Source organism: Rhizorhapis suberifaciens (genome assembly GCF_014200045.1).
In the GTDB taxonomy this organism is placed as follows: domain Bacteria; phylum Pseudomonadota; class Alphaproteobacteria; order Sphingomonadales; family Sphingomonadaceae; genus Rhizorhapis; species Rhizorhapis suberifaciens.
The window spans coordinates 1-12648 of sequence record NZ_JACHOV010000014.1 but is presented as its reverse complement, the minus strand read 5'-3'; the positions used below and the strand labels follow the sequence as shown (position 1 = coordinate 12648).

Here is a 12648-nt window from a genome sequence, read left to right as displayed (position 1 = left end):
GCGTCCATGTCCCTCTGTTCGCTTCATATTCAGCTGGCGAATTGCCTGACGCCGCTAACTAAAATCCACACATCCCTGAAGTTTGAGGCGGTTAACCGCCACTTTTACGTGCGAGTTAGGGGCCTGTTCCGGCCCCCTGGCGCAAGGGCCAGGCCGTCTGCGCCGCTGCGCGGCTCCGCTTGGTGATCGCGGCGGTTTCCCCGTCCTTCCTCCGCTTCGCTCCGTGCAGGCCGGGTGATCCCCCTCCCCCCCGATCAGCCCATATTTGCGCCATTCCCCGACCCAGTTCGCCACTTGGCAGAAGTCGATGGGGCCATCGCCTTCGGCTCCATTTTCAGAAGGGAAACAGCACATGGCTAAGACCACCACCAAGCCCACCATCCTGCATCTGACCGTTGATCAGCTTCACCGCAGCGACCAGAACGTGCGCAAGAAGCCGTCGAGTGCCGCCAGTGATGCCGAAATCTCCGCTTCGCTACTGTCTGTGGGTCTCATTCAGCCCATGGTCGTCATTCCGCGCGAGGCAGGGGGATATGAGGTAATCGCCGGTGATCGCCGCCGCCGCCTCCTGACGGCGCTGTCCGAGGCCGAGCCAAGCCGGAAGGCAATGACCTTCCCGTGCATGAAGGTCGATGACTTGAGCAAGGTCACGGAAATCAGCATGGCCGAAAACCGCGCGCGCGAAGCGATGGCCCTGCCCGATGTGTACATGGGTTTCGCAGCAATTCGGGCCGAACGCCCCGAGGCGACCCTAGAAGAGTTGGGCGCGATGTTCGGCTACGATGTGGCCCGCACCGCTCGCATCATGCGGATTGCGAACCTTCATCCCGAGATCATGGACCTCTACAGCGCGGGCGAGATTGATGACGCCCAGGCACAGGCTTACGCGGCGACGGAAGATCGTTCGCTACAGATCGCGGTCTATCGCCAGTTGGAGAAGGAGGCGACCCGCCCGCACGAGAAGAATGCGAGCGCCATTCGCAAGGCGATGAACTCGGGCAATCACGAACTGACCAAGCTAATGTGCTATGTCGGCGTTGAAGCCTACCGCGCAGCAGGAGGCGAATTTGAGGCCGATTTGTTCGCGCAGGATGGCGCTGGCATTGTCCAGAATCCCGACGTGCTGCACCAGCTAGTCGAGCAGCGACTGGCCGAGGATAAGGATCGGTTCGAGCATAATATCTCGCGGAATGGCCGTGTTCTTGGCGAGAAGTGGAGCCTTGCTGACCTTGAATTTTCGTGGGTGGCGACCCCTCCGCAGATCAAACAGTACGGCTATCTTTCGACCGACCATGAGCTTCGCATTCGCAACTTGAAGCGTGGCGACCTCTCCAAAGACCTAGCGAAAGTCTATGCGTCGATGGAAACGCGCCTTGCTGCGATGATCGGAGAGGATGACGAACCGTTTCCCGATCAGGAAGAGGCTTACGAAAAGCTGGCGGCCGAGATTGCCGAGCTGGACGCGCAGCGCACTATCATCCTGCCCAAGAAGGGCGCAGTCGTCGCGGTCGCATCGATCGAGAATGATGGCACCTTTGACGTTGAGCTTTGGTATGCAGATCGGGCGGCGAAGGGCGCGGAACTGCCCAAGGGGGCGACCGAGCAGCGTGGTTCCAAGCCAGCGCCGACACCAGCGGAGGCCGAGCGCGCCCGTTTCGGGCTGTCCAAGGACAACATGCAGGTCATGATGCTGATCCGCCGCGATATGATCCGGGCCGAGCTAATGCAGTCCGCTTGTGCCGGTTCGTCGCTCGCGCTCGACTTCATGCTGTTCACGCAGGCCCGCACGATCCTGACCCCGACGCAGGGCTACGGAAACACCGTTTATTTCCATGGCGAGCATCAGGGCATCAACGACCTTCCGCACGACGAGGATGGCACCACAAAGATTCACGATCTTGTCGGGAGCCGCCCCGAGCGCGCCGCATGGCTCGCAACCAAGGAGGGCTTGGCGTCGGGTGAGTGGATGACGACCCGCGATCCGATTGAGGGTTTCGCGCTGTTTCGCAATCTCCCCGATACCGAAAAGAACAAGATCGCGGCGATGATCGCCGGTCACATGCTCATGGCGACGACTGCGGTCTATTCCGACGGTCGCACCCCGCGCATGGTTCGGGAGCTTGCCAACTGCATCGAGGCCGAGCCCGGTTTCGGACGCTGGCGCGATACGGTCGAACTGAACGAGGCGTTTTTCGGCACCTTCTCTAACAAGGCCCGGCTTGGCCTTCTCGAAACATGGGGTCTGGCGGATCGCGCTAAGGGCATGAAGGGCAACGAAACTGCCGCTTTCTGCGCCCGCATCGCCAATTGCGATGAAGAGGACGCCAAGTTGCTTGGCCTTCACCCCGACGATGTGGCCGAGGCGGTGAACTGGCTTCCCGACTTCATGGAGAGCGGCACCGTTGAACCGCTCCCAGCGAAGGAGGAACCGGAAATCGACGAGGACGACGAGCTGGACGAGGATCAGGACGACGATCACGACCAGATGGACGAGGCCGCTTGATCCATGGCGGGGGGTTCTGGCCCCCCGCACCTTCCTACGCAAAGAGAGGCACGGTCATGGCCCGTCAGTGCATCCGCGAACCGCGCTATATCCCTCCCGTCCACGTCATTGGCGAGCAGCCCGACTTGTTCGGAGGCCCTACGATCAGCCATGCGGCGGAGCGGAAGCCCGTAGGGGCGAAGGGGCTGCGCGCGATCACGAAATGGGCCGTCGCGCCTTGGCTTGGCGATGTAGACGGCGAAACCGTTCTCGAGGAACCGCCGGCCCCCCTCCCCGTCTATCTCGTTGCTTGCGTTGCGGCGAAGCTGGATCACGCGGCCGAGGCGCGCGACCTCTATATTTCCCCATGGTTTCGCAAGGCGCGCGCCTATGTCGAGCGCACCGGCTCGCCCTGGCTGATCCTTTCGGCGAAGCATGGCTTGCTAGCCCCCGGTGCTATTATCGAACCCTATGATGCGACCCTTAGCGCGATGGGCGCCCCTGCACGTCGCGTATGGGGCGCTCGCGTGCTGGATAAGCTGGCCCGGGCTGTGGACGTCGCCGCGCCGCTGATCGTTCTTGCAGGCCGCCGCTATCGTGATCCTATCTGGTCTAGCATCGCGCCTCGCGCGATCGCACCCATGGAGGGCTTGGCAATCGGTGAGCAGTTGGCTTGGCTGTCGCACCCCTCCGGCAACTAGATGAGTTTCCGAGCGACCGAGGACGAAGGCGAAATCTCCTCTGTTGTTCGTCGTGCTGGCCGGTGGAGCTTCCCGCTCCACCGGCCCCCTTCGCAGGATCGATGCCGTTCTTTATTCGTTCAAGACTTGATGGTATAGGAAGGGCATGACGATGAGCGGCGACACAGGCCCGATGTGGACCCAAGATCAGGCGGTTGCCTATGAGGCGGCGCTTGAGGCCATCAATGATGTAATCGCTGGTTATAGCGAACAGATCGCGCTTGAGCAGGAGCGGGCAGCTCCCAGCGCGGCCCGGATCGAGTGGCTTGAAATGCGGACCGATCAGGCGACCGCAATCATGCACTCGCTCAATGTGACGGACACCGAAAATGTCCGGCAAGTGCTTTCCGAGTATAGCGCCATCGTTCGCGCGCGTGACGCCGCCGAGGCCGTCCCCATCGCTGCCTAAGAGGCAGCATGGACCGCGACCCCGAACGGCATAGCCTGTCACCCGACGCCCTACAGAAAATCTATGAAACCCGCGTCTCTCCCCGTCTCTTCCGAGGCGCGGAGAGCGTCGAGCAGCCCACCGCCATAGTTCTAGGAGGGCAACCCGGCTCCGGCAAAACCCCGATGCAGAACCACGCTACCCGCGAATTTGCGGGCAGCGGCGGAATGGTGAAGATCATCGGTGACGATCTTCGCGCCTTTTTGCCTCACTATAAGAGCTTACAGCGCGCGGACGACAAAACCGCGGCCTTCTATACCGACCGCGATTCTGGCCGATTGGTCGAGAAGGCCATTGCCGAGGCCGCGCAGCGGCGCGTCAATGTTCTCGTGGAAGGCACGATGCGCAACCCCGAGACGGTCGCAGCGACCTTGCAGCAATTCAGGGACGCCGGGTTTCGCACCGATGCGCGCGCTCTGGCCGTCAGTCCCGAAATGTCGAGCCTTGGTGTATTGCAGCGATATGCGGCCCAAAAGGAGAGCCGAGGCATCGGGCGGATGACCACGACCGAAGCCCACAATAACGCGCTGCGCGGGATGCTCGATACTCTGGACCGGATTCAGGATGGGCGACTTGCCGACAAGCTCACGATCTACCGGCGCGGGGCCGAGGTAATTCATAGCTTTGACCTCACCGGCCCAGCGCGCGGGGGCGAGCCTCGCGCTCGCGAGCTGGTGGAGCGCGAGCGCAGCCGGCCCCTGTCGCCGCAGGAGGCCCAATATAAGCAGCGTGAGATCGAGCGGCTGACCCCGGTCCTGCAGAAGCATGGCGTCATCCCGGCCCGAGATCCGCAGCGCAATGCCGAGCTGTCGCAGGGCAAGGATAGGACCCCTTCCCCTCCCCGTCGCGACGACGATCGCGAGCGATAGAGTCTGCGGGCCGCCCAAGCCTTCGGACTCGAGCTACTTCAGAACCGAAACACCTCCTACATCTCAATCCATAGGTGATCGATGCGGATCGGTTCGAGACCTGCCTGCCGAACATGGTTCGATTCAAACGCCGCGACTCTTTTTGCTTTATCATGAGTGACGAGTTTGAACTTATCCAAGGGTGACCATCCCGCAACGGGTTCGCCGACAATGCCGTCCACCCAACTATCGATTTGGTTCTGCCAGTGAATAACGTCTTTGTCCTGCACGTAGGCGATCATGGCGGCTCGAAGGTGCTTCGATCCATGGTGGCCGACTTTGAAACGCTGGATTCCGCCTGTAGAACTAAATTGGCTAAACAGATATTCTCGTTCGTCGCGCTTGGCGCCTGATGGCGTTGGGAGGCGCTTGCATTCTATCGGCAAGAGGAACTGGTATTCAGTATATTCTCGCCCTGAGATCCAAATGACCGTACCGTTGGGCGCTGCTACTAGATCAAGTGTGCGTGAGCGATTGCCGTCATCAGGCTCTTCACGGCGAAACTGAAGGATGTCCCAGCCTTTGGAGTGGCGCGTCAGGCTATTTAGGCGCCCACAAAGCTGGGTAGTAAGGATATCTTCCCCTGTTTCGAAAGGGCGCGCTGGATCATCTCGCCACTCAGGCAAAGTGCTCCCGATGAAGCCGATTAATGAAGATAGCCATTCGCCCGCTTGATGAACGCCAGGGCTTAGTGAACCAGAGTATCCCGCGCCCCCACTTTCTTCAGCAATCATCTTTAGAAGCCCTGCGCGCGCAGATCAGCCAAGACGTCATCAGCATCTCGAAGCGCGATCGAGCGGGTCCAAAACCGGTGTCGGTCCGGCTTAAGTAGAAAGATGAAATTCTGATCGTAAAGCCGCGTGATACGCGTGATCATAAGACCTGACTGGCGGCGCTCATGCAGCAAGGCATCGAGTTTTTGGCGAAGCTCCCCAGCGCCTGACCAGTCGACGTTGCCCTCACCAAAAGCGTAGGCTTTGCAGATTGCTCCCGCCCATTCATGTGCCTGGAGCACACGTAGGGGGTTGCGGCCATATACAAGGTTGATTTGATCGATCAGCACCTCGTCAAAGGTGCCGAGGGCCTCCTCTGGTACGCGCTTCATGACATTTGAGTCAGCACCGCGACGAATAAAGTCGCGCTGATAGTCGACAATGTCCTGTGCAACGATACGTTCATTGGCGCTGAGATCGAGATTTTCACCTTCGGGATATGGCAACGCCAGAATGTCTGCGCTCAGGATTGCCGTTGCTCGTTGCACGAACATGCTGGGACTGACCCCAGCGACATAGGCTTGCAGAACAATCCGCTCTGTAGTGAGCCAAGCTTCCACCGCCTTCAGAAGCGGGAGATCCTTTCGATCCGCTGCTAAGCCAACGATGCGGTGTTTGTAAGCTAAGTAATGGCCTTCCCAGAGGCCGTGATGAAGCTCATCATTTTCCTTGATGAGGAGGAACGGTGGCGTGAAGCGCTTCGCGCTCTTAACATCTTTGATTGGCTGATCGGGAATTGTCTTGATGGCGTTCGCGTCAATTCCAGTCTCTGACAGCGCTTCCGTTGGGAGCACGTGTTTGCCAATGAGATGGCTGGCAGGCCGAGAAATTTTCTTTTTTCCCGCGATGTAACCTTCGCCGGCGTCCCATCCTCGAGCTTTGGCGAGGTCACGCAGCGTTGGATAGCTTCTCAGCCGTTCAATTAGCGCGCGCGGCCGCGCTCCGCCCAACAGATTGGCCCGCCAAATATCCTGAGACGCCATAATGTCGGGTTGGTGCAACCAATAAAGATCGTAATAGTCTATATCAAAGCCTTGCTCGGCAATCGCGCGACCATTCCGGCGGAAAACAGCATGGAGTATAGTATTCTGCTCCGCAGGCTCAGACGCTTCGATAAGAACAACCACAACCTTTGGGTCTGCTTCACCCTTTTTGAAAAGGCCGCGGACAGAAACAAAGTCGAGGATTTCGCGCGCTCGCCAGCGCTTAAAAAAGCCGCGCCGGAATGCAGAGACGTTCTGATTGTAAAGGAAGCCTGCCGGCTCGACCATCGCCAAGAGGCCGCCAGGCACCAGCAAGTCCATTGCATCGTGCAGAAAGAGATAGGCAAGCTGGTTGTCGGGCAGCTTGCCATGGACTTTAGAGAACGCTGCGGCGCCCTTTCGCGCCCCATCCGTTGTAAGCTTGGATTCAAATGGAGGATTTCCCACGATAATCGCTACATTCGCGCTGATTAGACCTGCGGCTTTAGCCGCAAAGAAACAGCTCCCGTGCAGCGTCTCGCCGGCAAGCCGAGGGAAGAGCTTGACGCTCGCACGGATATCTTCAGGCTCCAACGCGTCACAAAGGCTAAGGCAGAGACTAAAAGCCGCTAGTTCTACGGCTCCATCCTCAAGATCGACGCCGTGTACACGTAGGAGGAGTTCGCGAAGTACCTCAACTCCCGGACGTTCCCACTTGTTGTTCGCACGCCAATGTAAAACGAGCCTTTTATAGGCTTCGACTAGGAAGACGCCCGACCCACAGGCCGGATCGAGGATGACGCCATCGCTTGCCATGAGGCTCGCGATGCGATCCCAGCTAAGCGTCTCCTCTAGCATCAGGCGAACAAGGGCCGGAGGCGTGTAAATCGAGCTGGCTGCATCCTTGACGAAGAGCTGGTAGATGTTGCTGATCAGCTCCACTGGCAAATCGCGGAAGGAGTAGAGGCGCCAGAAACTAATCTGCCCCCCTTCATCTTCATAACCCTGAACGAGACGTGCGTATCGATCAAGCTCGGTACTCAACGACAGAGCATCGCGTTCGCCATTCTCTAGTGTGAATACATGACCGTTAAAACGCTCTTCGAGCGCTTCAAGGAGAGAAACCAACGCTGGGCCATTCCCCAACACCTCGAAGAAACGGGTGGCACCAGGCAAAGCTCGATCGAAATCATCGGGCAACAGTACCGAGCGCTCTTCTAGATAGGCGATCAGTAAGGACAATATTAGGAGTCTGCGGCGCAAGCGCGCGTTGAGTAGGTGACTTTCAGTTAATTGATGGGCAAGCGCTCTGACGCCTGCGACCAGCTTGCGGTGCGCCGACTTCGTAGCCGAGAGCATGAGGTCGCAGGCCTCAGGATCATCCCAAATCGCGCCGTTGCGGATCCGCTGTGCATCCCACCAGATGTCGGCCTCGGAGATCTCTGCGCCAAGCTTCAAGGTCCGAATGGGATTGCATATCGGAACTTCGTCAGACCCGACAAAGTCCGGCTCATGAACGCATCGGAACAGTTGAATAAAGCCAGGCCCGACGCGGTAGAGCAACGGTACGCCGCCCCAGCTCCACAAGCGCTTGTGGAGCGCAGCGAAGCTTGCGTCGTCGGCGTGATCTTTCGCATCAAAGATGAAGGCCTGAGCAACCGGCGCGCGTCCCTGACGCGGTGCTTCGAAAAACACGGCGCGAGCACCGTAGCTATCCGCCCGCTCAATTACGGAGACAACATCGGGCGATTGGCCGTTCGGATCGAAATCCTTCACCGCCACAAGACCGTCCACCGAAGGCAGAGCGGTACTTGTGCCAATGGCAAAAAGCCACTCAGCGCCCTCGAAAGAATGGGGCGATGCGTGAACCGTCATCGTTGCCACCTGACATTGCTGATGGCTGTTAACTGATGTGAGAAACCCATTATTTCTGCCGTTTCTTTTTCGACAGCAGGAATCCTTCTTTTAGGAGATCGGTCATCGTGATCCCCTCCGAACCAGCGAACCCTTTGAACTCTTTTTTGAATTCGAGGCTTACCTTGAAATTTAGTGATTTGTTTTCGCTGTCTACGGCGCCATCTGGGGCAAGACCCTCGCTCTCACTATTTGCCATCTGACATTCCCTAGCAACGCGCCATCAAACCATTCGCGTGACGGGTATGATGGATACCAATTTCCGCTTTTCTGGCAAGCCGGAAATCGGGAAAGCCAGAAAGAACGAATTCTGGATTAAACTGCTCAACTCGACAGATCCATTGGAGCTTGGCGTTGTCTGGCAAATCGCCAAATCGGATTAGAGCGCCGGGTATCGCGCAACGACTGCACCTAGCTCAGAGAGCATCACGTCAGCGGCTGCGATGAGCTCGTCAGTTTGTGTATCAATCTCTTGTTGGATGTCGCGGGGCCATTCGTGCTCGAGCATTGCAGAGACACGGGCGGCTGTGTTGAGATATTGGCCAGCCCGGGCTTCGAGGTTGTCACACAGGTCGGAGTCCTGTGTGGTTCGGCTCGAAGCAAGACCGGTGTCGATTGCCTTACGAGCGGCGCGGATCAGGGCGCTAAGACGCAGACCGATTGTACTGAGATGTTGCGCACGCCATTTGTCGACGGTCGCATTGTCGTAGGCGGTGCGGGTATCCTGGATCTCCTTGATCAGATAGGCCGCTTCCGCCTGAGGAGTCATTTTTGAGGGTGATCCGAACATGGTCATTTCTCCAAAGGTCGCTGTCATGCCGGGCAACGATCCCCGCTTTCTTGGTAGGGTTTTCAAACTGCGGCCCGGAGGCGCGATCCGCCTCTCCATAAAGCGGCGCAAAACTCTGTCCACCAATGCTACGGGGTGCGTCATTGGTGTTTGAGCTCTTCCCTCCTTATCCCTTTGTTGATGGTGTGTTTTGGGTATACCTTTATAGGACTGACCATAGGCCGGTCTGATTATAGCCGTTTGACAACGTAAAAAGGACCGCGCTAAAAAGGACTGACCAAAAGAGACCATTCATGTTTGTCCGTGCCTATCTACGTGCTTCAACCGCTCAACAGGATGCTTCGCGCGCGCGAGGTGCCCTTGACGCCTTCGCGGCCGGGCGAGGTTTGCGAATAGCTGCCCGTTATATGGAGAACGAGAGTGGCGCGAAGCTTGATCGGCCCGAGTTGTTCCGCTTGTTGGCAGATTGCGAACCTGGCGACATTCTTTTGGTCGAACAGGTTGATAGGCTTTCGCGCCTCACCTCTCCAGATTGGATAAAGCTGCGATCGGAGATCGACGCTAAACAGGTGCGGATCGTCGCCTTGGATTTGCCGACTTCATGGAGCCTCGCAACTCCTGGCGACGATTTTACCGCACGCATGTTCTCTGCGATCAACAACATGATGCTCGACGTGCTCGCGGCGGTTGCACGAAAGGACTATGAGGATCGCCGCCGCCGCCAGTCCGAAGGGACGGCACGTGCCAAGGCTGCGGGACTATATAAGGGGCGGCCTGAGAACAAAGCGCGTAACGTCGCTATAGCGTCCATGCTTGGTGATGGACGCACTTGGCGAGAGGTGATGGATGCAACTGGATGTAGCCGGACGCTGTTAGCCAAGATCGCTCGCGAGTTACGAAATGGCGAGAAAGGCAAGGATCAAGGCCCCCTGCCCCTCGTTGGAAAGCGGGAGACGTAGCAGAAAGCGGACCAACCTCCGATCTGACAACTAATTTAATTTATCTTCGCATTAAGTTGACACTCGCCCGCCTCACTCTAGCGTTCATCCGGTACAAATGGAGAACGGCACATGAAGCTCGGATATGCCCGTGTCAGCACCGGTGAGCAAAACTTGGCCCTGCAGATCGAAGCCCTTCGCGCCGCTGGCGCAGAACGGATTTTCGAGGACCAGGGCGTCAGCGGCTCGATCGTGTTCAAGCCAGCATATGGAGACATGCTCCGCCATGCTCGAGCCGGAGATGAGATCATGGTTTGGCGCCTTGATCGTCTTGGCCGCTCCCTCCCTAGCTTAATCATCGAACTGGAAATGTTGGGAAGCCTAGGCTTAGGTTTCAGCTCCCTCACCGAGCAGATCGAGACGGTGACACCGGCAGGCCGATTGTTCTTCCACATGGTTGGGGCGTTCGCGCAATTTGAGCGAGACGTGATCCGCGAGCGCACCAACGCCGGGCTTCAATCTGCGCGGCGCGCCGGCAAGAAGCTGGGCCGCCCTGTGTCGATCACCGACGATCAATGGAAGCAGGCCAAGTCGCTGCTGGCCGAGCCGCACAAGATGAGCGTGGTGGCGATTGCGGAGCTCCTGAACGTCACTCGCCAAGCCATCTACAAGCGGTTGAGCGCGGAGAAGGTGGCCGAACCTGTGAATGTTTGATGGGGGCCCCCTCCCCTGCCCCCGACCTCAAAGTGCTACACCCAGGACGCCAGCTTCCTACCTGTTGGCCTGGGCGTTTATGGTAATGCGAGCGAGCATGTCCCCTTCGTGCCGTCGCTGCTGATTGACGCACCTGGGCGGCTCCCCCTGCCTCATGCGGGTTTGGGCCTTCGACCCCAAGCAGAAAACCGCCGCTGCGCGTCTACGGCTTCCGCAAGCGGACCCTCCGTTTTTCAGCTTGCCCGCGTCAGGAGGGCCGCCCCTCCAAAGTGCGTCAGCAACGACAGCACGAAGGAACGGACATGCAGAACATCGCTGAATTTCGCATCATCGGCCGCATCGGCAGCACGGAGATCAAGGAGAAGGTGGCAACGCTGGACGTTGCAGCGAACTACGGCCGCAAGGTTGGCAACGATTGGGAGGATGACACCCACTGGAACCGCGTCACCTGTTTCGGCAAGAATATCGAGCGCGCCGCCAAGATGGCTAAGGGCGACCTGGTGCACATCACTGGCCGCGTTCGGCAGTCCCGCTATGATCGCGACGGCCAAACCGTTTACAGCGTCGACCTGATCGTTGATCGCATGGCAGTGATCGCAAAGAACGACCGCCCTGCTGACGACGATCGCGACGAGGATTGAAGCCAAGGGGGGCGGCGCTGCGCGCCGCCCTTACCTTCCACGGGCAAACGGGAACTTAGGAGGCGCTTGTGCCGGATCATGTGAACGGAACTGGACGACAGGAGCGGATCGAGGCCGCGGTTGCCCTAGTCAATCGGGCGATGTGTCTGGCCGAAAGTGAGGGTCTTCTAGGGGCCGCGTTCGCCGGCGACTTGGAGAAAGCCATTCGTTCGGTTCGCGCGGGAATCAAGGGTAAGAGCCACACCAAGGCCCAGCCCTAGCTTTAGATTACATGTAATTTATATGCCTTCAAAATACATGTAAAAACATAGCATTGCATTTACAGGCCTGCAAATAGCTTTGATGTGTATGAAATGGCTTCCCATGGCTTTCCTGTTCAAGTATGTTCAATGTATGCCCTGTGCCGCCTAAATGCAGCTAAAGGGATGTTGAGACATGCAAAGGAAAGCAAATGGCAGTTATCGCCCTAGCATCCCCGAAAGGAGGTTGCGGCAAGTCCACGACGGCGATCGCCCTAGCCGGCGCGTATGCCGAGCAGGGTTATACCGTCCGGATCATAGACGCGGATCCTCGCCAGCGCGTCATGCGATGGGGCGAGGCAGGGCAGACCGGCCCGCGGATCGGCGTTGTCAGCGCGAAGGCCGATACGATCGTCTCGACAATCCGCGCAGCCGAGAGCGAAGCGCAGATCGTGATCGTAGACGTGGAGGGAAGCGCGAACATGGTCGTCCCACTCGCCATCGCCCACGCCAATTTTGTCATCATTCCGGCCAACCCATCGGCGGCGGACGTAGAGGACGCCATAGCGACCGTGCGCGTCGTTCTGGACACGCCGAGCAGGCACGGGCGCAGCGTTCCACACGGGTTGCTTTGGACCCGCGTTTCGACTGGGTTCCAGTCGCGCGAGTTTGCAGCATTGGCAGGACAACTGGCCGAGGCTGGCGTGCCGGTCATCGGCCAGCTTGTGGAGCGCACGGCTTACAAGAGTTTGTTTTCCTACTGCACCACGCTTGACCAGCTCCCCCGTGACGAAGTGCCAGGCACCGAGAAGGCGAGGGCGGAAGGGACGGCGCTGGCGAATGCGGTAGCCGACGCAATCCTGGCCGATCAGGAGAAAGCCGCATGAGCGAGCCACAGAAGCCACAGAGGCGCAATCTCAGCCTTCCCCTAGCATCGGTGCGGAGCGTGGAGCCTGACGCTTCCACAGGCCACGACAGCGCCAAGGAGACGGCGCAGCGGCACGGGTTCGACAACGTGCCCATCCCGGCAAGCGAGGTGGACCGTTTGAGGGCCAATCAGGCAAGCGAGCCACCGCGCCGGAAGCGTGGGGCAGGGCGG

At 58.8% G+C, this 12648-nt stretch carries 14 protein-coding genes; 10 read left to right on the top strand and 4 right to left on the bottom strand.

The window, feature by feature from the left end; translation table 11 throughout:
* Positions 1-352 precede the first annotated feature (352 nt).
* From HNQ99_RS14960 to HNQ99_RS14945, 4 genes are all read left to right on the top strand, one after another.
* A complete protein-coding gene (locus tag HNQ99_RS14960) occupies positions 353-2503 on the top strand; it encodes a ParB/RepB/Spo0J family partition protein (RefSeq protein WP_184477097.1) in 2151 nt (716 codons plus the stop codon).
* 56 nt (positions 2504-2559) lie between these two features.
* Positions 2560-3183, top strand: coding sequence for a DUF6884 domain-containing protein (locus tag HNQ99_RS14955; protein ID WP_184477095.1), 624 nt, complete (start codon positions 2560-2562; stop codon positions 3181-3183).
* Positions 3184-3334: 151 nt separating this feature from the next.
* Positions 3335-3631: a hypothetical protein gene (locus HNQ99_RS14950; RefSeq protein ID WP_246415033.1), complete on the top strand. Its 297-nt coding sequence runs from the start codon at positions 3335-3337 to the stop codon at positions 3629-3631.
* Between the two features lie 8 nt (positions 3632-3639).
* Positions 3640-4539, top strand: coding sequence for a zeta toxin family protein (locus HNQ99_RS14945; protein ID WP_184477093.1), 900 nt, complete (start codon positions 3640-3642; stop codon positions 4537-4539).
* 56 nt (positions 4540-4595) lie between these two features.
* On the opposite strand, the gene HNQ99_RS14940 is transcribed toward HNQ99_RS14945, so the two are convergent.
* The 4 genes from HNQ99_RS14940 to HNQ99_RS14925 form a co-directional block, all read right to left on the bottom strand.
* A complete protein-coding gene (locus HNQ99_RS14940) occupies positions 4596-5312 on the bottom strand; it encodes a hypothetical protein (RefSeq protein ID WP_184477091.1) in 717 nt (238 codons plus the stop codon).
* 2 nt (positions 5313-5314) lie between these two features.
* Positions 5315-8095 carry an N-6 DNA methylase gene (locus HNQ99_RS14935; RefSeq protein ID WP_221232718.1) on the bottom strand — a complete coding sequence of 927 codons (2781 nt, stop codon included), beginning with the start codon at positions 8093-8095 and terminating at the stop codon, positions 5315-5317.
* Between the two features lie 142 nt (positions 8096-8237).
* Positions 8238-8426: a hypothetical protein gene (locus tag HNQ99_RS14930; protein WP_184477087.1), complete on the bottom strand. Its 189-nt coding sequence runs from the start codon at positions 8424-8426 to the stop codon at positions 8238-8240.
* A 180-nt stretch (positions 8427-8606) separates the two neighbouring features.
* A complete protein-coding gene (locus tag HNQ99_RS14925) occupies positions 8607-9044 on the bottom strand; it encodes a hypothetical protein (RefSeq protein WP_246415032.1) in 438 nt (145 codons plus the stop codon).
* A 266-nt stretch (positions 9045-9310) separates the two neighbouring features.
* Between HNQ99_RS14925 and HNQ99_RS14920 the strand changes: the two genes are divergently transcribed.
* The 6 genes from HNQ99_RS14920 to HNQ99_RS14895 all read left to right on the top strand — a co-directional run.
* Complete coding sequence (locus tag HNQ99_RS14920; RefSeq protein WP_184477085.1) at positions 9311-9976, top strand: recombinase family protein; 666 nt, start codon at positions 9311-9313, stop codon at positions 9974-9976.
* Positions 9977-10087: 111 nt separating this feature from the next.
* Positions 10088-10669, top strand: coding sequence for a recombinase family protein (locus HNQ99_RS14915; RefSeq protein WP_184477083.1), 582 nt, complete (start codon positions 10088-10090; stop codon positions 10667-10669).
* Between the two features lie 302 nt (positions 10670-10971).
* Complete coding sequence (locus tag HNQ99_RS14910) at positions 10972-11310, top strand: single-stranded DNA-binding protein (RefSeq protein ID WP_184477081.1); 339 nt, start codon at positions 10972-10974, stop codon at positions 11308-11310.
* Between the two features lie 68 nt (positions 11311-11378).
* On the top strand, positions 11379-11570 hold the full coding sequence (locus HNQ99_RS14905) for a hypothetical protein (protein WP_184477079.1): 192 nt from the start codon (positions 11379-11381) through the stop codon (positions 11568-11570).
* A 191-nt stretch (positions 11571-11761) separates the two neighbouring features.
* Entirely contained in the window at positions 11762-12436 is a 675-nt protein-coding gene (locus tag HNQ99_RS14900; protein WP_184477077.1) for a ParA family protein, read from the top strand.
* The coding region (locus HNQ99_RS14895; RefSeq protein ID WP_184477075.1) for a hypothetical protein at positions 12433-12648 on the top strand (216 nt) is incomplete at its 3' end. The genes HNQ99_RS14900 and HNQ99_RS14895, both read left to right, overlap by 4 nt.